Origin of the sequence: Mycolicibacterium tokaiense (assembly GCF_010725885.1) — a bacterium.
Classification (GTDB): Bacteria; Actinomycetota; Actinomycetes; order Mycobacteriales; family Mycobacteriaceae; genus Mycobacterium; species Mycobacterium tokaiense.
Genome location: NZ_AP022600.1, coordinates 95,013 through 112,893, shown reverse-complemented (window position 1 = coordinate 112,893; position 17,881 = coordinate 95,013). Strand labels below are relative to the sequence as shown.

The following is a 17,881-nucleotide window of genomic DNA, read 5'->3' as shown; positions in this document are numbered from 1 at the left end:
GTGCGTAAATGGAAGCGGGTGAGCACCGCCGATGGTCCGCGGTTCCGGTCCGCGCTCGAACCGCATGAGGCCGCGCTGCTGCACAACATGGTCAACTCACTGGTGGGGATGCTCGATGATCGGGAATCATCCTCGCCCAGAGACGAACTCGAACAGATCACCGGCATGCGCACGGGTCACGCCGCCGCTCCCGAGGACGCCACGCTGGGACGGCTGCTCCCGGACTTCTTCCGCCCCCAGAATGACCACCCGGCCGGCTCGACCGCCGCGGAGAGCCTGAACAGCGCGCTGCGCAGTCTGCACGAGCCGGACATTATCGACTCGAAACGTCAATCAGCGCAACGACTTCTGGATACCTGTCCGCGCACCGGCGGCAAGTTCGAGCTGTCCGAGGACGATGCTCAGGCGTGGGCGGCGTCGGTGAACGACGTGCGCCTGGCGCTGGGCACCATGCTCGACATCGGCCCCGGCGGCCCGGACTCGTTGCCCCCGGGGCATCCGATGGCCGGCCACCTCGACGTCTACCAGTGGCTGACCGTGCTGCAGGAGTACCTGGTGCTCAGTCTGATGGGGAAGTGATGCCGGGGTCCATCACCGATGTGTCCGGAATCCTGGTGGGCAACCACCACCGTCTGGACGCGGATGCCAAACTCGGCTCCGGGTGGGCCGTCGGCACCACCGTCGTCGTGACCCCGCCGGGCACCGTGGGCGCAGTCGATGTCCGCGGCGGCGCCCCGGGCAGCCGGGAGACCGATCTGCTGGACCCCGCCAACAGCGTGCGCTACGTCGACGCGGTGGTCCTCACCGGTGGCAGTGCGTACGGCCTGGCCGCGGCGGACGGCGTGATGACCTGGCTCGAGGAACAGGGCCGCGGCGTCGCGATGGACGGTGGGGTGGTGCCCATCGTGCCCGCCGCAGTGATCTTCGATCTGCCCGTCGGCGGCTGGCAGTGTCGCCCGACCGCCGATTTCGGCTACGCCGCCGCATCCTCGGCGGGTATCGACTTCGCCCTCGGCACGGCAGGGGCGGGCACCGGCGCGCGTGCCGGGGTGCTCAAGGGCGGGCTGGGCACGGCGTCGCTGACCCTGCCCGAGCTCGGGGTCACCGTCGGTGCCGTGGTGGCCGTCAACGCCGCAGGTAACGTCGTCGACCCTGCGACCGGCCTGCCCTGGATGGCGCACCTGATCAGGGAGTGCGGTCTCACCGCGCCGCCGGCCGAGCAGATCGCCGCGCTGGCCGAGCTGGACCGGGAGAAGAGCCCACTGAACACCACCATCGCGGTGGTGGCCACCGACGCCGCGCTGAGCCCAGCCGCCTGCCAGCGGATGGCGGTGGCCGCCCACGACGGGTTGGCCCACAGCATCCGGCCTGCACACACCCCGATCGACGGCGACACCGTGTTCGCGCTGGCGACCGGTGCGGTGGAGGTGCCACCGGACCCGGACATCCCGGCCCACATGTCGCCGGAGACCAAGCTGGTGGCCGCGCTCGGGGCCGCCGCGGCGGACTGTCTGGCTGTGGCGGTGCTCACCGGAGTGCTGGCCGCTTCGCCGGTCGCCGGAATACCGACCTACCGTGGCATGTTGCCCGGTGCGTTCGGAAAAGGAGTCTGAGGTGTTGACGATTCGTGCCGACCTGGTCGACGCGATGGTGGCGCATGCCCGCGCGGACCATCCCGATGAGGCCTGCGGACTGATCGCGGGCCCCGAGGGCAGTGACCGCCCGCAGCGGTTCATCCAGATGGTCAACGCGGAACGGTCGCCGACGTTCTACCAGTTCGACTCCATGGAACAACTGAAGGTGCACCGCGAGATGGAGGCGGCCGACGAGGTTCCCGTCGTCATCTACCACTCGCACACCGCCACGGAGCCCTATCCGAGTCGCACCGACATCGCGATCGCCGCCGAGCCCGACGCGCACTACGTGCTGATCGGTACCCGCGATCCCGAGCAGCACGAGCTCCGCAGCTACCGCATCGTCGACGGCACCGTCACCGAAGAACCCGTCACCATCGTCGAGCAGTACTAGAAAGGCCCTACCCCATGTCTGTGACCGTCTCGATCCCCACCATCCTGCGCACGCACACCGGCGGCGAGAAGCGCGTCACCGCCGAGGGCGCCACCTTGGCGGCGGTGATCAGCGACCTCGAAGCCAACTACTCCGGGATCTCCGACCGCCTGGTGGACCCCAACAACGCGGGCAAGCTGCACCGGTTCGTCAACATCTATGTCAACGACGAGGACGTGCGGTTCTCCGGCGGCCTGGACACCACGATCTCCGACGGCGACTCGGTGACGATCCTGCCCGCCGTCGCCGGTGGAGTATGAGATACAACTCGCTGCTCGAGGCCCTGGGCAACACCCCGATCGTCGGGCTGCAACGGCTCTCACCCCGGTGGGACGACTCGGCGGACGGCCCGCACGTGCGGTTATGGGCCAAGCTGGAGGACCGCAACCCGACCGGCTCCATCAAGGACCGTCCCGCGCTGCGGATGATCGAGCAGGCCGAGCGCGACGGCCTGATCAAACCCGGTGACACCATCCTCGAGCCCACCAGCGGCAACACCGGCATCTCGCTGGCGATGGCCGCGCAGCTCAAGGGCTATCAGCTGATCTGCGTGATGCCGGAGAACACCTCCATCGAACGGCGTCAGCTGCTGGAGCTCTACGGCGCGCGCATCATCTTCAGCCCTGCCGAGGGCGGCTCCAACACCGCTGTCGCCACGGCCAAGCAGCTGGCCGCCGAGCATGCGGAGTGGGTGATGCTCTACCAGTACGGCAACCCCGCCAACGCCGATGCCCACTACCACTCCACCGGCCCGGAGATCCTGGCCGACCTGCCGGAGATCACCCACTTCGTGGCGGGCCTGGGAACCACCGGCACCCTGATGGGCACCGGCCGCTTCCTGCGGGAGCACGTGCCCGGGGTGCAGATCGTCGCCGCCGAACCCCGCTACGGCGAGGGGGTGTACGCGCTACGCAACATCGACGAGGGCTTTGTGCCCGAGTTGTACGACCCCGATGTGCTGACCACGCGCTACTCCGTGGGGGCCTTCGAAGCTGTCAAGCGCACCCGCGAACTGGTCCAGGTGGAGGGCATCTTCGCCGGCATCTCCAGCGGGGCCATCCTGCACGCCGCGCTCGGCATGGGCGCCAAGGCGCTCAAGGCGGGCGAGCAGGCCGACATCGTGTTCACGGTCTGTGACGCCGGGTGGAAGTATCTGTCCACCGGTGCCTACGCCGGTAGCCTGGATGAAGCGGAAGACGCTTTGGAAGGGCAGCTATGGGCGTGACGCTCACATGAACCAGCCGGTCGGATACAACCAACAACCGAAGAAGCGGCCGGCCTGGATGGTCGGCGGTGCCACCGTGGTGTCGTTCGTGGTGCTGCTGTACGTCATCGAGATCTTCGACCAGCTGTCCGGCCACTCACTGGACCGCAACGGCATCCGGCCGCTCGAGTCCGACGGGCTCACGGGCATCATCTTCGCCCCGCTGCTGCACGCGGACTGGGCGCACCTGGTGGCCAACACGGTGCCCGCCCTGGTGCTGGGGTTCCTGGTGACGCTGGCCGGGATGTCGCGCTTCATCTGGGCCACCGCGATCATCTGGATCCTCGGCGGCATCGGTACCTGGCTGATCGGCGATCTCGGTTCGCAGTACGAGACCAACCACATCGGGGCATCCGGGCTGATCTTCGGCTGGCTGACCTTCCTGTTGGTGTTCGGGTTCTTCGTCCGCAGCGCCCTGCAGATCACCATCGGCATCATCGTGCTCTTCGTCTACGGCGGCATCCTGTGGGGCGTGCTGCCCGGCACGTTCGGGGTGTCCTGGCAGGGTCATCTGTGCGGCGCGGTCGCGGGGGTGGTGGCGGCCTATTTGCTGTCCAAACCGGAGCGCACCACGCGTCAACTGCGGCGGCCGGTCACTCCGTGAACCCGGAGGCTCCCGTCGGTGTCTTCGACTCCGGCGTGGGGGGACTGACCGTCGCGCGGTCCATCATCGACCAACTGCCGCACGAGAACATGATCTACGTCGGCGACACCGGCAACGGCCCGTACGGCCCGCTGACCATTGCCCAGATCCGGGCCCACGCGCTGGCCATCATGGACGATCTGGTGGCCCGCGGGGTCAAAGCTCTGGTGATCGCCTGCAATACGGCGTCGTCGGCCTGTCTGCGCGATGCCCGCGAACGCTACGACGTGCCGGTGGTCGAGGTGATCCTGCCCGCCGTGCGCCGCGCGGTGGCCACCACCCGCACGGGCCGCATCGGCGTCATCGGCACCCAGGCCACCATCACCTCGCATGCCTATCAGGACGCCTTCGCGGCGGCGCGCGACGCCCACATCACCGCGGTGGCATGCCCGCGGTTCGTCGACTTCGTCGAACGCGGCGTCACCAGCGGCCGCCAGGTGCTGGGGCTGGCCGAGGGCTACCTCGAACCCCTGCAGCGCGCTGATGTCGACACGTTGGTGCTGGGCTGCACCCATTACCCGCTGCTGTCGGGATTGATCCAGCTGGCCATGGGCGATCACGTGACGCTGGTGTCCAGCGCCGAGGAGACAGCCAAGGACCTGCTGCGGGTGCTCACCGAACATGATCTGCTGCGGCCGCCGGCAGAGAGCGTGGACCGCCGGTTCGAGGCCACCGGCGACCCGGAGGCGTTCCTGGCGCTGGCCGCACGGTTCCTCGGACCGACGGTCACCGGTGTCGCCCCGGTGCGCAGGAGCGCCCCCGCGGCGGGCTGATTTCCCCACCACGAATGCGGTGAGGTTTTCTCCGCAGCGATAAAGGGCATGGCAAGCTGATGACCGTGCGAATCACAGTCCTCGGCTGCTCGGGCAGTGTGGTGGGTCCTGATTCGCCCGCGTCCGGATACCTGCTCAGCGCCCCTGACACCCCTCCTGCGGTGATCGACTTCGGCGGTGGTGTGCTGGGCGCGCTGCAGCGCTACGCCGACCCCGGCGAGGTCAGTGTGCTGCTGTCGCACCTGCATGCCGATCACTGCCTCGATTTGCCCGGGTTGTTCGTGTGGCGTCGCTACCACCCGAATCCGCCGGTGGGCCGTGCGCTGATGTACGGGCCGTCGGACACCTGGTCGCGCCTGGGTGCCGCGTCGTCGCCGGAGGGCACCGAGGTGGACGACTTCAGCGACATCTTCGACGTCCGGCCCTGGGTGGACGGCCAGACCATCCAGTTCGGGGCGTTGACCGTCCAGCCGCGGCTGGTGTCGCACCCCACCGAGTCCTACGGCATGCGGTTCACCGATCCGTCCGGTGCGACGCTGGTCTACAGCGGCGACACCGGCATTTGTGATGCCGTGGTGGAGCTGGCCCGCGACGCCGATGTGTTCCTGTGTGAGGCGTCATGGACCCACGCCCCGGACCGGCCGCAGGCGGTGCACCTGTCCGGCGCCGAGGCCGGACAGATCGCGGCGAAGGCCAATGTCGGGGAACTGCTGCTGACCCACATTCCGCCGTGGACGTCACGCGAGGATGTCATCAGCGAAGCGAAGTCCGAGTTCGACGGCCCGGTCCGCGCAGTGGTGTGCGGCGAGACCTTCGACGTGCGAGCCGCCTGAGTTTTCTGTCCGGGCCCACCGATAGGGTGGCCTGATGTCCAGTCGCGAAGACGGCCGCCGTGACGACGAGTTGCGGCCCGTGATTCTCACCCGTGGATTCACGTCCCACCCCGCCGGGTCGGTGCTGGTGGAGTTCGGCCAGACCCGGGTCATGTGCACCGCCAGTGTCACCGAAGGTGTGCCCCGCTGGCGCAAGGGTTCCGGACTCGGCTGGCTCACCGCCGAGTACGCCATGCTGCCGGCAGCCACCCACACCCGCTCGGATCGTGAGTCCGTCAAAGGCCGGGTGGGCGGGCGCACCCAGGAGATCAGCCGGTTGGTCGGCCGCTCGCTGCGGGCCTGCATCGACCTGCGCTCACTGGGTGAGAACACCATCGCCATCGACTGCGACGTGCTGCAGGCCGACGGCGGCACCCGCACCGCGGCCATCACCGGCGCCTATGTGGCACTGGCCGATGCGGTGACGTATCTGGGCGCGGCGGGCAAGCTGTCGGACCCGCGGCCACTGTCATGCGCCATCGCTGCGGTGAGCGTCGGCGTGGTGGACGGTCGGGTGCGGGTCGACCTGCCCTACACCGAGGATTCGCGCGCCGAGGTGGACATGAACGTCGTGGCCACCGACACCGGGACGCTGGTCGAGGTCCAGGGCACCGGGGAGGGGGCGACGTTCCCGCGCTCCACCCTCGACAAGCTGCTCGACGCCGCGCTGGGGGCGTGCGAAGAGCTGTTCGCCATCCAGTCCAAGGCTCTGGAACTGCCGTACCCGGGTGAGCTGCCCGAAGGTCCGGCGCCCAAGAAGGCGTTCGGAAGCTGACGCGCCTGTTGGTGGCGTCACGCAACGCCAAGAAACTCGTCGAACTGCAGCGCATCCTGGACGGCGCCGGTGTCACCGGCGTCGAGCTGGTCTCGCTGGCGGACGTGCCGACCTACGACGAAGCCCCCGAGACGGGCGCCTCGTTCGAGGAGAACGCGTTGGCCAAGGCCCGGGACGGGTTCGCGGCTACCGGATTGCCCTGTGTCGCCGACGATTCCGGAATCGCCGTCGATGCCCTGAACGGAATGCCAGGGGTGCTCTCGGCGCGCTGGTCCGGCCGCCACGGCGATGACCCGGCCAACACCGCACTGTTGCTGGGGCAGCTGGCCGATGTTCCCGACGAACGCCGCGGGGCGGCGTTCGTGTCGGCCTGCGCGCTGGTGTGGGACGGCGGCGAGACGGTGGTGCGCGGCGAGTGGCCGGGCGCCGTCGCGCGCGCGCCGCGGGGCGACGGCGGATTCGGCTACGACCCGGTGTTCGTGCCGACCGGATCTGATCGGTCGGCGGCGGAGCTGACGGCGGCAGAGAAGGACGCGGCCTCGCACCGCGGCCGCGCGCTGGTGCAGTTGCTGCCCGACCTGCGCCGCCTGGCCGAATCAGATGGATAGCCTATCTAAGGTATAGTTCCGGCAATGGGTGCCACCGGTTCCGACGTGAAGCCCCGTCATCCCGGCATCCTGATCACCGCGCTGTGCTTCGCGGGTATCGGTGTGTCTCTGATGCAGACGCTGATGATCCCGATCATCCCCGAACTGCCCGGCTTGCTGAACACCAGCGCGGACAACGCCAGCTGGGCCATCACCGCCACGCTCATGGTGGCCGCCGTCGCCACCCCGATGTTCGGGCGCCTCGGCGACATGTACGGCGCCCAGCGGATCCTGGTGGTGTGCGCGCTGCTGCTCACGTCCGGGGCAGTGGTGGCGGCGCTGTCCACCTCCTTGATCCCGCTGATCATCGGCCGCGGCCTGCAGGGATTCGGGATGCCCATCATCCCGCTCGGCATCAGTGTGCTGCGGGCCACCGTGCCCGCTGAACGCGTGGGTTCGGCGATGGGCATGATGAGCTCGTCGCTGGGAGTCGGTGGGGCACTGGGGCTTCCACTGGGCGCGGTGATCGCCGAGCACCTGGACTGGCACGCCCTCTTCTGGTTCGCCACCGGCCTGGGCCTGGTGTGTGTCGTGGTGTTCGCGACCATGGTTCCGCATGTCCCCGCGGTGGCCCGCGACCGATTCGACCCGCTGGGTGCGCTGCTGCTGGCGGCCGGCCTGGTGTGTCTGCTGCTGCCCATCTCCAAGGGCAGTGCCTGGGGCTGGACCAGTGGCACCACGGTGGGGTTGTTCGTGGCGGCCGCGGTGATCCTAGCGCTGTTCGGCTGGTGGCAGCTGCGGTGTGCGTCGCCGATCGTGGACCTGCGTACCACTGCGCGGCTGCCGGTGCTGACCACCAACATCGCGTCGGTGGGTGTCGGCGTCTCGCTGTACGGCATCTCCCTGGTGGCGCCGCAGATCCTGGAACTGCCCCGCGAGACCGGCTACGGCCTGGGGCAGTCGGTGTTGCACGCCGGTCTGTGGATGGCGCCCGGCGGGCTCGCCATGATGGTGGCCTCCAACATCGCGGCCCGGATGGCGGCCCGGCGCGGCCCCAAGTTCACGCTGGTGCTCGGCTGTCTGATCGTCGCGGCGGGTTACCTGACCGGGTTCCTGCTGATGGCGTCCGCACCGGGCATCCTGGCGATGAACGTGATCGTCAGCGTGGGCGTCGGTTTCGCCTTCTCGTCGCTGCCCGCCCTGATCAACGCCGCAGTGCCGGTGTCGGAGACCGCGGCGGCCAACGGGATCAACTCTCTGGCCCGGGCCCTGGGAACGTCACTGTCCAGCGCCGTGATCGGCGCGATCCTGGGTGGGGCGGTGGTGACGTACGCCGGCCGCGAGATCCCCTCGGAAGCCGGACTGCAGTTCGCGCTCGGGTTCGTCACCTGTGCGGCCGTCGTGGCCGCACTGCTGTCGATGCTGATCCCGAAAGCAGCGGTGCTCAGAGATCGAACTGCGCCTTCAGCGCTGTCGTCTGCTTCTGCTCCATGATGATGCCCAGGAACGGGATGGTGCCGGCCAGCAGGATGCCGACCGTCTTGCCCAGCGGCCAACGTACCTTGACTGCGAGGTTGGCCGCGAAGATCAGGTAGGCGAAGTACGCCCAGCCGTGCACGATCGCGATCCAGTTCCAGCGCTCGTCGCCGAATCCGTACTTCATCACCATCTCGAAGCACAGGGCGATCAACCACAGACCCGTGATCCAGGCCAGCACCCGGTAACCCTTGAGTGCCTTGCGGATCTGCTCGACGGGAGCGGTCACGATCGGCGGGGTGTCGGGCGTGGTCATGCGGTGGTCCTGTCCTGTTTCTCGGTGTCACTCTTGGCCAGCTCGGCCAGGTAGGCGTTGTACTCGCGCAGCGCCGGGTCATCGACGCTCTGCGCGCTCGCAGGGCGCTGCGGCAGCAGGCCCTCGGGGATCTCGGTCATCTCGGTGCTCGACCTGCGTTCGTCGGGCGGGGTGTCCTCCAGTACGACGAACTTCCGGTAGGCATACACACAGAATCCCGCGAAGAACGGCCACTGCATCGCGTAGCCCAGGTTCTGGAAGGTGCCCGAGGCCGATTCGTAGCGGGTCCACTGCCACCAGCCCAGGGCCAGGCAGCCACCGGCAGCCACAGCGACAAGCGCAACCAGCGCCCATCTCCGACGGCCTGTAGTGGACATGCCTAGACGGTACCGCGAACGCCATTGGCACAGGTAATCACCATTTCGGACCGATGAACCCGTCGAGCCGGGCGGTGTCGGCCTTGCGGTAGACGGCGATCATGTAGCGGCTGTTCCGGGTCCAGTGGATACCGAGAAGGTCCAGCGCCCAGCAGAACAAGCCGCGGATATCGTCTGAGTGATTGGTGAAGTGATAGCGCACGCTCGCGACCCCGCGGTCGTTGGCCACGACACGACACCCGTCGCTTTCGATGAGGCCGCGGACAAACTGCTCGGTCTCCTGCAGCACGAGGTCCTCCTGCCATGGCTCGAGCTTGATCGGCCGGAGATGCTTCTTGCCGGGTCCGTGCTGAGGTAGGAGACAGGGCCAGTGCTTGGAGTAGAGAACCACTTCGACCCAATTGCCGGCGCACTGCACCACCGCGGCCTGCTGCCCTGGCATCACCCCATCGATCGCGTTGCGACACCGCGCAATGATGCCGGGATACTTGATGTCCAGGGCAATTCGCAATTTCCAGATCTGCCGGGCCCGCGAGATGCACCCGTCGCCGAAGTACATCCCCAAGAGATAGGCGTAGGGAGCCGCGGGCAGCCCGGAGAAGTTGTGCGCACAGACCCCTGCATCCGCCCCTCGCCGGCGGATTGCCGGCTTGCGCCTCCATTCTCGAATGGTGGGCCGTGGGATGCCGGTTGCCCGCGAAATCGCGCAATCGTTCATGCCCGCGGCGATGAATTCGCGCACGGTTTCGTACTCCTCCTGGGACCGCATGATTCAACGTATGCGCAGGGACCGACAGAAACTGTCCGACGTCAAGCGTTATGATTGCGTCGCTCGCGGGCGTGGCGCAATTGGCTGACGCGATGGCTTTAGGTGCCATTGTCCGAAAGGACGTGGGGGTTCGAGTCCCCCCGCCCGCACCATTCGTGCTTGTGCTGTCGACCCTCCGGTGGGAGGCATCGGCGCGACATCGTCGTTCTTCACCGTTGTGGGGTGTGAATTGCCGGGGCCCCGGCACGTTGGCAGCAGTTGTTCCCGAGATGACCTCAGCGCCGGTGGTTTTGGAGCTGGGTCAGTGGCGCTGTGGTTCGAGGGTGGCACCCACCTGGACAGTGATCTCGGCAAGGTGGAGGGCACCGTTGTCGCCGAGTACCGGGGCGACCACTGTGAGACAGGTCGGTGCTGCACCGTGCCGCGGCCATTGAGCCGTCGAGTGTTGCTGAGTCGCAGCTTGATTGACGAGTTGCGATGCACCGGGCATGCGCACTGGCGAGGTGAGTCGTTGCTGGTTCTGCGTCCTGACCACGTTGCCGGGCACGCGGCCAGGGCCTGGATCTTCCAGCTCTTTGCGGTCCGCTGGCGCGAGGCCGGCGATCCAGGTGTGCCTGATCCCGAGCTCGTGCTGGGTGTGTGGCCGGATTGAGGTGCTCACGACGCGATTTGTCCTCCGACACTGCCCGCCGCGACGGGTCGGACAAACCGGTAACCCCGCCCTCGGATGGTCCGGATGTAGTTCTGGGATTCGCCGTCGTCACCGAGCGCGCGGCGAGCCAACTTGATCCGGCTGGTCAGTGCCGCTTCGCCGACGAACCGGCCGCCCCAGATCGTGTCGAAGAGTTCGTTCTTGGTGACCAGGCGATGGTGCTGGGACACGAGGTGGGCCATGACGTCAAACACCTGAGGCTCCACGGAGATCGAACGTCCTGCGCGGCGCAACTCATACCGGTCCACGTCGAGCACAAAGTCATCGAAATGCCAAGCGCCGGCACCAGGTGCGGCCAGCGGGGCCACGAGCACAGTCATGATCATCCTTTCGCGAAGCTCCCTGCGGAGCCTTCCGATTGGTACGACGGGTGCGGGCGTGCGGAAGGTTCAATGGAATCGGAAATTTGTTTGGAACAGCTGGTCGCCGCACCCCGAGCATCACGGCGGAGACCAGTCGCGGCGCCCACTCGGTAGGCTGCGGGGCGTGGGTTTCGCGGTGGGCGCACAGCCGTGCGGGAGATCAGGGAAGCTCAGCGGGCCTTCCGCCGTTGACTGCGTCAACAACACCACACCAATCAGAGAGTGGCCCCGTACACCGATGAATCACGATGCTCGCCGTCTCCCCGGTGTGATGCGCCAGGGGAGGGGACTGCCCGCATGACACCGCCAGGCGACTCCGACGAGCTCCTGCGCGCCATCTACGGCGAGCACGCCCCGGCGCTGCTGCGCTACGTGCTGCGGCTGACCCGAGGGGATCGGGAGTTCGCCGAAGATGTGGTGCAGGAAGCGCTGCTGCGCTTGTGGCAGAACCCCGATGTGCTCAACGCCCAGCCGACTGATTCCACGAGGGCCTGGCTGCACACCGTGGCTCGCAATCTCGTCATCGATGACCGGCGCAGCTCACGATTCAAACGGGAACTGCAGACCGACTCCGTTCCCGATCAGAATGCGCCCGACAGTCTCGGGCCGGCGGTCGACAAGCTGGTGGTTGCCGACGCGCTGTCAGCGCTGACCCCCGAACACCGTGCGGTGCTGGTTCGTGCGCACTATCTGGGACAGACAGCGGTCGAGATCGCCCGGCACGAACAGATTCCACCGGGCACCGTGAAATCCCGGCTGCACTATGCACTCCGCGCGCTGCGCGTCGCCCTGGAAGAAAGGGGAGTGGCCCATGCCTTCTGACCAGAACCTGTCGGAGTGGGATGCTGCCTACCTCCTGGGCGCTCTGACACCCGAGGAACACGAGGAGTACGAGCGTTTCCGCGCCGCCGAGCCGGCAGATGGCGCTGAACAGGCAAAGCTCGCCGGAGCCGTCGGGTTGCTCGATCTTCTCTCTCCCGACGAGGCGCTCGCCCTGCTCGACGAGACACCCACCGCCCAGCCGCGGGAGTCCGGCGCGAGCCTGTTGCCGACGCTGGCTGCGGCCGCCGAGAAGCGGCGTCTGCGTTCGCGGCGCGCAATCGTGGCCGGCATGCTCGCCTCCGCGGCCGCTTTCCTCGTGATCGGCGGCGTGATCGGGTACACCGCCATTCCCCAGCCCGAGCCCGTGAGAACCGAACTGCAGGCCATGGCACCCGGACAGCGGGAAGGACTGACGGCGTCGCTGGCGGTGTCCGGGGAACCGTGGGGCACCCGGTTGGACTGGGAGTGCCGGTACACCAAGCCCTGGGCGACCGATGTGGCGGGCTACGACCTGGTGGTGATCACCCGTGACGGCGCGGAAGCGACCGTCGCCTCGTGGAGTCCCTTCGGGCAGGAGGCCACCGGGATGGCGGCGTCGACGCTCATCCCGACCACCGACATCCGTGCGGTGGAGATCCGGGAAGCGGGAACCCCGATGCCGCTGGCCACCACCACGCTGGCCTGACCGTCTCAGCGCACGGAATCCTGCGCGTGGTGGTGAACACGGTTGCCGCCCTTGCGTTTCGCGACGTACATCGCGGCGTCGGCGTCAGCGGTCAGCCGCGCGATCAGGGCCTGATGGCTGGCGTCGTCGCTGTTGTCCACCGGCGCGCAGGCGGTGCCCACGCTGGCGGTGACCTTGCTCGGCAGCGCGGCGATCCCGTCGCACATTCTCTGGGCGTGCGTGCCCGGTTCGCGGTCGGCGGACACGTACGCGATGAGGAATTCCTCGCCGCCGCTGCGTGCCACCACCGCCGTGTGCGGCGCCAACGCGCGTAGTGACTGGGCCACGCGCACCAGCGCGCGGTCGCCCGCGGTGTGGCCGAGGGTGTCGTTGAGCACCTTGAACCGGTCCAGGTCGATCACCACCACCGTCAGATAAGCGTCGGCGCCCTCGCGGGCCATCAACAGCCCCAGGGTCTTGTGTTCGAACGAGCGTCGATTGAACAGCCCGGTGAGCGGATCGCGATCGGAATGCAGCAGGTCCACGCTGAGGGCGTTGACCAGAGCCCGGATCGCCACCGGGAGTGCGATGTTCACCTGCACCACCAGCCACAGGTCCACCGCAGCGAGTGCCAGGTGACCGTCGAGGGCCAGCTTCACGGCCATGATCAGCCCGACGGTGGCCGCGACGGCGAAGTTGTACAGGACCAGGCGGGTGGAGTGGAAGAACGCAAAGTACGCACCGCTGGTGGCGAAGGCGATACACCCGATCAGTGACGCCAGCGGATTGCCGTGGGACAGACAGGCGAGTGCGATGGAGGTGTTGGTGACAACCCCGAAGAACAGCGACTGGGCGTGACTGGGCCAGCGCCGCGCCCACAGCACGGTGGCGAGGACTCCCCCTGCTGCCGCGGTCCACATCATCGCGACCGGGACGGCGCCCCGGGGACCGTCGGCACTGATCAGCAGGGCGATCAGGCTCAGGGTGAACGACGCGGCGATGGTGGACATCATGATCCGGGCGGGTGTGCTCAGCTCGCGGGCGTGCAGGTATCCGCTGAGCCAGTCGTAGTGGTCAGACTGGCGCCACCGCTGCGGCCACCGCATGTCGTGCCCCCTGAAATCTTCCCCGGAACCCGCTCTGGCGAAGATCCTGCAGCAAAGGATTCGAGGGTATCAAGTCCGACGAGAGTTGCAGGTCCGAATGTGTCAAACGACCGGGAGTCGCAAACACGAATCAGGGTACACGCGTGACCATTTGTCAGAGGGGGTTCGGCACAGTTGCCTCCCGGCCCGCCAGCCGGGACGTCCACCCGTCGAGGACCGCGGCCTCGGTGGGTTTGCTACTCAGGCTGCCCACCACGTAGGCGATCACGCTGGCGGCCAGCCCGAAGTAGATCGGCTCGTTGGCCAGCACGTCGCCCACCACCACCATGGTGGTCAAGGTGGTGACGGTGCCCGCGGCCATCGACCAGAGCGCGCCGGCGCCGGTGGCCCGCCGCCACAGGAAGCCTCCGAGGATGGCGACGAGCAATCCGCCGACCAGGATGTCGTAGGCGATGGTCAGTGCGGCAACCACATCGTTGAGCAGCGCTGCGATGACGATCACGGCGATGCCGAGGACGACGACGTACAGCCGATCGGAGTGCACGTCGCGGTCGGCGTCGGGTGCCTCGTCCTCGCGTCGCCCCACCAGGCGCAGCAACAGTGGCTTGACGTCGGTGCGGGCCACGGTGGCGGTGGCGATCAGGGCGCCGGAGGCGGTGGACATCATGGCGGCGACGGCGGCGGCCAGCACCAGTCCGCTGATCCCGACGGGCAGGATGGTCTCGGCGATCTGGGCATAGACGTCGTCGCTGACTTCCACATCGGTCAGGAACGTCGATGCGGCGGCGCCGATCAGTGCGCCCGCCACACCGTAGAACAGGCAGTAGACGGCAGCCGCCGTGCCGCCCCACTTCGCCACGGCCGGGGTGCGTGCGGTGAAGACACGCTGCCAGATGTCCTGGCCGATGAGCATGCCGAAGCTGTAGACCACGAAGAACGTGATGATGGTCTGGGTGCCGATGGCGCCGAAGTCGAAGATCGAATCATTGGCGCGCTCGCGGATGCCGTCGAGACCTCCCGCTTCGGTCCAGGTGAACGGCAGTAGCAGGCAGAAGATGCCGATGGTCTTGAGGATGAACTGCACCATGTCGGTCAAGGTGATCGACCACATGCCCCCGATGGACGAATACAGCATCACCACCACGCCGCCGATGATCACCGAGACGGTGCGGCTGGTGCCGAACAGCACGTTGAACACGGTCGCGTAGGCGATGGTCGAGGTCACCGAGAGCATCAGGGTGTAAGCGACCATCACCAGACCGGAGGCGGCGGTGGCGTCCACGCCGTAGCGCAACCGCAGCATCTGGGCCACGGTGTAGACCTTCAGGCGTTGGATCGCTCCGGCGAAGAGCAGGCTGAGCAGCAGCAGTCCCACCGCGATGGCGACCACCAGCCACATTCCGGAGATGCCGTACTCATACCCCAGCCCTACTCCGCCGACGGTGGATGCTCCACCGAGCACGACGGCGGCCATGGTGCCGGTGTAGAGCGCCGGGCCGAGCCGGCGTCCGGCCACCAGGAAGTCCGCGGAGTCCTTGGTGCGCGTCTTGCCCCAGAAGCCGAAGGCCAGCATGGCGATCAGGTAGACGACGATGATGGCGATGTCGACGGGCTTGCCCATGATGTCCTCGAATCAGGTCGTGGCGAACATCCGTAGCAGTGCGGGCAGCACCACCACGGCGGGTCCGGGTCGGGTGAAGGTGTCGGCCACCAGTGCGCCGACGGTCTCGGGGGTGGCGAGCACGGCCGGGATACCGAAACTCTCTGCCAGCGCGACGAAATCGGGCCGGCTCAGCTCGGTGGCGGTGGCCTGACCGAAGGTGTCCGTCATGTACTCGCGCAGGATCCCGTACCCGCCGTCGTCGACGATCAGCCAGGTGACGTCGGCGTCGTGCTGGCGGGCGGTGGCCAGTTCGGCGATGGAGTACATGGCGCCGCCGTCACCGGACACCGCGACGGTACGTGTCCCACTGCCGAGCGCGGCACCCAGAGCGGCGGGATAGGCGAAGCCGAGTCCGCCTGCGCCCTGGGCCGAGTGGAAACCGCCGTCGCGGGGATCCCACGCCGACCACGCCCAGTAGCCGGCGATGGTCATGTCCCAGAAGGTGTGGGTGGATGGCGGCACGGCGGCGCGCAGGTCGCCCATGAGTTCCATTTCCAGGTCCAGCGACTGTTCGGACAGCCGCTGCTGCACGGCCTTTCGCAAGTCGGCGGCGATGGCGGCGCCGTCGCGGGTGCCCGGCGACACGGCTGTGGCCAGTGCCTGCAGCGCGGCGGCGGCATCGGCGTGGATGCCCAGACCCGGGTGGTTGGATTCCAGGACGCGGGCCTGGGCGTCGATCTGGATCACCGTGCCCCGCGGGGTGAACGTGAAGTAGTTGCTGGTGACCTCGCCGAACGAGGTGCCGACGGCCAGCAGCACATCGGCGCACTCCAGCAGGTCGGTGGTGTGGCGGTCCTCGATCCAGGACGCCGCGGACAACGGGTGGTCGAACGAGATGGCGCCCTTGCCGCCGACGGTCGAGACCACGGGAGCGTCCAATTTCTCGGCGAGCGCCACCAGCGCCTCGGCCGCACCGGGCGAACGGCGCACCCCGCCGCCGGCCAGGATCACCGGATGGGCTGCACCGCTGAGCAATCCGGCGGCCTCGGTGACCAGCTCGGCGCGTGGAATGCGTTGTGCAACAGAGGTGTTGGTCGACGTCACTGGAGGCACGTGGGTGGGTTCGAGGAGCACGTCCTGGGGGATCTCCACCCAGGTGGGGCCCGCCGGTGCCGATCGGGCCAGTGACCACGCGTCGGCGAGCAGGCTGGGGATCTCGGCCGCTTGCCGCACCACAGCGGTGCTCTTGGTGACGTTGAGGGCGCTGCGCTGTTGGTCGTCGAGCTGGTGCAACATTCCTTTGCGCTGGCCCAGCCCCGCGCGGGGCACCTGGCTGGTGATCACCAGCAGTGGCACGGCGCTGGCGTACGCCTCCTGCAGCGCCCCCAGTGCGGTCAATGCACCCGGGCCGGTGGACAGGAACAGCACTCCCACCTCGCCGGTGGCGCGGCTGTAGCCGTCGGCTTCGAACGCGGAGTTGTTCTCCACTCGGGAACTCACGAACCGCAGGTCGCTGCGGCGGATCGCGTCGAACAGGCCCAGCGCATGCTGGCCCGGAATGCCGAACACGTGCGAAACCCCCAGGGCTGCCAGTGTTTCGACCACGACGTCACCGCCGTTACGCACCGGAGCCGGCCTCGTGTCGCAGCGCCAGCAGTGACACCAGGTCGTAGGCCACGTGCGCGGCGGCCACCCCGGTGAGCTGGGCGTGGTCGTAGGCGGGTGCCACCTCGACGACATCGGCGCCGACTACGTTGAGGCCGGCGAAACCTCGTACGATTTCCAGTAATTCGCGGCTGGTGACGCCGCCGGCTTCCGGCGTGCCGGTGCCGGGGGCGTGGGCCGGGTCGAGGACGTCGATGTCGATGGACACGTACACCGGCCGGGTTCCGAGGCGCTGGCGAAGTTTGTCGACGACCTCACGCACGCCCTGGTAGTACACGTCAGAGGAGGTCACGATGCCGAAGCCGAATCGGCGGTCGTCCTCGAGATCCTTCTTGCCGTACAGCGGGCCGCGGATGCCGACGTGGCTGAGGGCCTCGGTGTCGAGGATGCCTTCCTCTACGGCGCGGCGAAACGGTGTGCCGTGGGTGTATTCGGCGCCGAAGTAGGTGTCCCAGGTGTCCAGGTGCGCGTCGAAGTGCACCAGTGCGACGGGGCCGTGGCGGTGCGCGGCGGCGCGCAGCAGAGGCAGCGCGATGGTGTGGTCGCCGCCGATGGTCACCAGTGCGGCGCCGTCGGAGGTGAGTTCCAGCGCGGCGGCTTCGATGGTCTCGATGGCCTCGTTGATGTTGAACGGATTGGCGGCGATGTCGCCGGCATCGGCCACCTGCGCGATGTCGAACGGGGACACGTCGAGGGCGGGGTTGTACGGCCGCAGCAATCGCGAAGATTCGCGGACGTGGCTGGGCCCGAACCGGGCGCCCGGCCGGTAGGACACGCCGGAGTCGAACGGAACGCCCGCGATCACGACATCGGCCGAGGGCACCTGGTCCAGGCGCGGCAGGCGGGCGAATGACGCGATGCCGGCGAAACGCGGATTCGTCGACGCGTCGACGGGACCGAGGGTGCTCATGGGGAACTCCTGACGAGGGCCGGTGTGGTGTGGGTCACTGTAGGGGCGCGACAGAAGTCGGTGCAAGCAGTTCGTGAGTTACAGCGGTGTTTCAGATCATGATGTGCCGGCAAGATCA

21 protein-coding genes, 1 tRNA gene and 1 pseudogene are annotated in these 17,881 nt (G+C 67.9%); 15 read left to right on the top strand and 8 right to left on the bottom strand.

The features are described from left to right. The 11 genes from aosR to G6N58_RS00455 are packed head-to-tail and all read left to right on the top strand — an operon-like array spanning nt 1 to nt 8,475. Nucleotides 1–579 carry an oxidative stress transcriptional regulator AosR gene (gene aosR, locus G6N58_RS00505; RefSeq protein ID WP_115280175.1) on the top strand — a complete coding sequence of 193 codons (579 nt, stop codon included), beginning with the start codon at nt 1–3 and terminating at the stop codon, nt 577–579. After that, nucleotides 579–1,613 carry a P1 family peptidase gene (locus G6N58_RS00500; RefSeq protein ID WP_115280176.1) on the top strand — a complete coding sequence of 345 codons (1,035 nt, stop codon included), beginning with the start codon at nt 579–581 and terminating at the stop codon, nt 1,611–1,613. Before aosR ends, G6N58_RS00500 begins: the two co-directional genes overlap by 1 nt. A gap of 1 nt (nt 1,614) precedes the next feature. Then, nucleotides 1,615–2,028, top strand: a complete 414-nt coding sequence (locus G6N58_RS00495) for a M67 family metallopeptidase (RefSeq protein ID WP_115280177.1) — start codon at nt 1,615–1,617, stop codon at nt 2,026–2,028. 14 nt (nt 2,029–2,042) lie between these two features. Then, on the top strand, nt 2,043–2,327 hold the full coding sequence (locus G6N58_RS00490) for a MoaD/ThiS family protein (protein WP_068918132.1): 285 nt from the start codon (nt 2,043–2,045) through the stop codon (nt 2,325–2,327). Then, nucleotides 2,324–3,292, top strand: a complete 969-nt coding sequence (locus tag G6N58_RS00485; RefSeq protein WP_115280178.1) for a cysteine synthase — start codon at nt 2,324–2,326, stop codon at nt 3,290–3,292. Before G6N58_RS00490 ends, G6N58_RS00485 begins: the two co-directional genes overlap by 4 nt. 7 nt (nt 3,293–3,299) lie before the next feature. Then, the gene (locus tag G6N58_RS00480; RefSeq protein WP_179968204.1) at nt 3,300–3,935 is read left to right on the top strand and encodes a rhomboid family intramembrane serine protease; all 636 of its coding nucleotides are present in this window, start codon (nt 3,300–3,302) and stop codon (nt 3,933–3,935) included. Beyond that, nucleotides 3,932–4,747, top strand: a complete 816-nt coding sequence (murI, locus tag G6N58_RS00475; protein ID WP_115280180.1) for a glutamate racemase — start codon at nt 3,932–3,934, stop codon at nt 4,745–4,747. Before G6N58_RS00480 ends, murI begins: the two co-directional genes overlap by 4 nt. Nucleotides 4,748–4,806: 59 nt before the next feature. Continuing rightward, entirely contained in the window at nt 4,807–5,580 is a 774-nt protein-coding gene (locus G6N58_RS00470; protein ID WP_115280181.1) for a cyclic nucleotide-degrading phosphodiesterase, read from the top strand. 34 nt (nt 5,581–5,614) lie between these two features. After that, entirely contained in the window at nt 5,615–6,394 is a 780-nt protein-coding gene (gene rph / locus G6N58_RS00465) for a ribonuclease PH (RefSeq protein ID WP_115280182.1), read from the top strand. Further along, nucleotides 6,391–7,002, top strand: coding sequence for an RdgB/HAM1 family non-canonical purine NTP pyrophosphatase (gene rdgB, locus G6N58_RS00460; protein ID WP_115280183.1), 612 nt, complete (start codon nt 6,391–6,393; stop codon nt 7,000–7,002). Before rph ends, rdgB begins: the two co-directional genes overlap by 4 nt. Nucleotides 7,003–7,026: 24 nt before the next feature. Continuing rightward, complete coding sequence (locus G6N58_RS00455) at nt 7,027–8,475, top strand: MFS transporter (RefSeq protein WP_163907796.1); 1,449 nt, start codon at nt 7,027–7,029, stop codon at nt 8,473–8,475. Here the strand turns inward: G6N58_RS00455 and G6N58_RS00450 are convergent. The 3 genes from G6N58_RS00450 to G6N58_RS00440 are packed head-to-tail and all read right to left on the bottom strand — an operon-like array spanning nt 8,426 to nt 9,892. Further along, the gene (locus G6N58_RS00450) at nt 8,426–8,773 is read right to left on the bottom strand and encodes a DUF3817 domain-containing protein (protein ID WP_068918124.1); all 348 of its coding nucleotides are present in this window, start codon (nt 8,771–8,773) and stop codon (nt 8,426–8,428) included. The genes G6N58_RS00455 and G6N58_RS00450 overlap by 50 nt on opposite strands. Beyond that, complete coding sequence (locus tag G6N58_RS00445) at nt 8,770–9,150, bottom strand: hypothetical protein (protein WP_115280184.1); 381 nt, start codon at nt 9,148–9,150, stop codon at nt 8,770–8,772. Before G6N58_RS00445 ends, G6N58_RS00450 begins: the two co-directional genes overlap by 4 nt. Nucleotides 9,151–9,187: 37 nt before the next feature. Next, nucleotides 9,188–9,892, bottom strand: coding sequence for a hypothetical protein (locus G6N58_RS00440; protein WP_308213287.1), 705 nt, complete (start codon nt 9,890–9,892; stop codon nt 9,188–9,190). A 92-nt stretch (nt 9,893–9,984) separates the two neighbouring features. On the opposite strand from G6N58_RS00440, the gene G6N58_RS00435 reads away from it, so the two are divergent. Together G6N58_RS00435 and G6N58_RS00430 are read left to right on the top strand one after the other, a co-directional pair. Beyond that, nucleotides 9,985–10,071, top strand: a tRNA-Leu gene (locus tag G6N58_RS00435). 152 nt (nt 10,072–10,223) lie between these two features. Beyond that, nucleotides 10,224–10,571, top strand: coding sequence for a hypothetical protein (locus G6N58_RS00430; protein ID WP_115280186.1), 348 nt, complete (start codon nt 10,224–10,226; stop codon nt 10,569–10,571). Nucleotides 10,572–10,606: 35 nt separating this feature from the next. Here the strand turns inward: G6N58_RS00430 and G6N58_RS00425 are convergent. Then, nucleotides 10,607–10,951, bottom strand: a pseudogene (locus tag G6N58_RS00425) (winged helix-turn-helix domain-containing protein); the annotation flags it as partial. A 339-nt stretch (nt 10,952–11,290) separates the two neighbouring features. Here G6N58_RS00425 and G6N58_RS00420 point away from each other — a divergent pair. Both G6N58_RS00420 and G6N58_RS00415 read left to right on the top strand, forming a co-directional pair. After that, nucleotides 11,291–11,815: a sigma-70 family RNA polymerase sigma factor gene (locus tag G6N58_RS00420; protein ID WP_115280188.1), complete on the top strand. Its 525-nt coding sequence runs from the start codon at nt 11,291–11,293 to the stop codon at nt 11,813–11,815. Then, the gene (locus tag G6N58_RS00415; RefSeq protein ID WP_115280189.1) at nt 11,805–12,500 is read left to right on the top strand and encodes an anti-sigma factor; all 696 of its coding nucleotides are present in this window, start codon (nt 11,805–11,807) and stop codon (nt 12,498–12,500) included. The genes G6N58_RS00420 and G6N58_RS00415 overlap by 11 nt, the downstream gene beginning before the upstream one ends. A gap of 5 nt (nt 12,501–12,505) precedes the next feature. Here G6N58_RS00415 and G6N58_RS00410 read toward each other — a convergent pair whose 3' ends face one another. The 4 genes from G6N58_RS00410 to speB all read right to left on the bottom strand — a co-directional run bounded on the left by G6N58_RS00410 (nt 12,506) and on the right by speB (nt 17,763). Then, complete coding sequence (locus G6N58_RS00410; protein WP_115280190.1) at nt 12,506–13,585, bottom strand: GGDEF domain-containing protein; 1,080 nt, start codon at nt 13,583–13,585, stop codon at nt 12,506–12,508. Nucleotides 13,586–13,739: 154 nt separating this feature from the next. Then, on the bottom strand, nt 13,740–15,206 hold the full coding sequence (locus G6N58_RS00405) for a sodium:solute symporter family protein (RefSeq protein ID WP_115280191.1): 1,467 nt from the start codon (nt 15,204–15,206) through the stop codon (nt 13,740–13,742). A 12-nt stretch (nt 15,207–15,218) separates the two neighbouring features. Further along, the gene (locus G6N58_RS00400) at nt 15,219–16,814 is read right to left on the bottom strand and encodes a thiamine pyrophosphate-binding protein (protein WP_163907794.1); all 1,596 of its coding nucleotides are present in this window, start codon (nt 16,812–16,814) and stop codon (nt 15,219–15,221) included. Continuing rightward, the gene (gene speB, locus G6N58_RS00395; protein WP_115280193.1) at nt 16,807–17,763 is read right to left on the bottom strand and encodes an agmatinase; all 957 of its coding nucleotides are present in this window, start codon (nt 17,761–17,763) and stop codon (nt 16,807–16,809) included. Before speB ends, G6N58_RS00400 begins: the two co-directional genes overlap by 8 nt. Nucleotides 17,764–17,881: the final 118 nt, after the last annotated feature.

What these genes read in the sequence shown, in the direction of transcription:
- G6N58_RS00445 (WP_115280184.1), bottom strand. Translation starts at nt 9,150, where the DNA reads ATGTCCACTACAGGCCGTCGGAGATGGGCGCTGGTTGCGCTTGTCGCT.
- G6N58_RS00470 (WP_115280181.1), top strand. Translation starts at nt 4,807, where the DNA reads ATGACCGTGCGAATCACAGTCCTCGGCTGCTCGGGCAGTGTGGTGGGT.
- G6N58_RS00500 (WP_115280176.1), top strand. Translation starts at nt 579, where the DNA reads ATGCCGGGGTCCATCACCGATGTGTCCGGAATCCTGGTGGGCAACCAC.
- G6N58_RS00405 (WP_115280191.1), bottom strand. Translation starts at nt 15,206, where the DNA reads ATGGGCAAGCCCGTCGACATCGCCATCATCGTCGTCTACCTGATCGCC.
- G6N58_RS00415 (WP_115280189.1), top strand. Translation starts at nt 11,805, where the DNA reads ATGCCTTCTGACCAGAACCTGTCGGAGTGGGATGCTGCCTACCTCCTG.
- speB (WP_115280193.1), bottom strand. Translation starts at nt 17,763, where the DNA reads ATGAGCACCCTCGGTCCCGTCGACGCGTCGACGAATCCGCGTTTCGCC.
- G6N58_RS00450 (WP_068918124.1), bottom strand. Translation starts at nt 8,773, where the DNA reads ATGACCACGCCCGACACCCCGCCGATCGTGACCGCTCCCGTCGAGCAG.
- G6N58_RS00485 (WP_115280178.1), top strand. Translation starts at nt 2,324, where the DNA reads ATGAGATACAACTCGCTGCTCGAGGCCCTGGGCAACACCCCGATCGTC.
- rph (WP_115280182.1), top strand. Translation starts at nt 5,615, where the DNA reads ATGTCCAGTCGCGAAGACGGCCGCCGTGACGACGAGTTGCGGCCCGTG.
- G6N58_RS00455 (WP_163907796.1), top strand. Translation starts at nt 7,027, where the DNA reads ATGGGTGCCACCGGTTCCGACGTGAAGCCCCGTCATCCCGGCATCCTG.
- G6N58_RS00420 (WP_115280188.1), top strand. Translation starts at nt 11,291, where the DNA reads ATGACACCGCCAGGCGACTCCGACGAGCTCCTGCGCGCCATCTACGGC.
- G6N58_RS00410 (WP_115280190.1), bottom strand. Translation starts at nt 13,585, where the DNA reads ATGCGGTGGCCGCAGCGGTGGCGCCAGTCTGACCACTACGACTGGCTC.
- G6N58_RS00490 (WP_068918132.1), top strand. Translation starts at nt 2,043, where the DNA reads ATGTCTGTGACCGTCTCGATCCCCACCATCCTGCGCACGCACACCGGC.
- G6N58_RS00480 (WP_179968204.1), top strand. Translation starts at nt 3,300, where the DNA reads ATGAACCAGCCGGTCGGATACAACCAACAACCGAAGAAGCGGCCGGCC.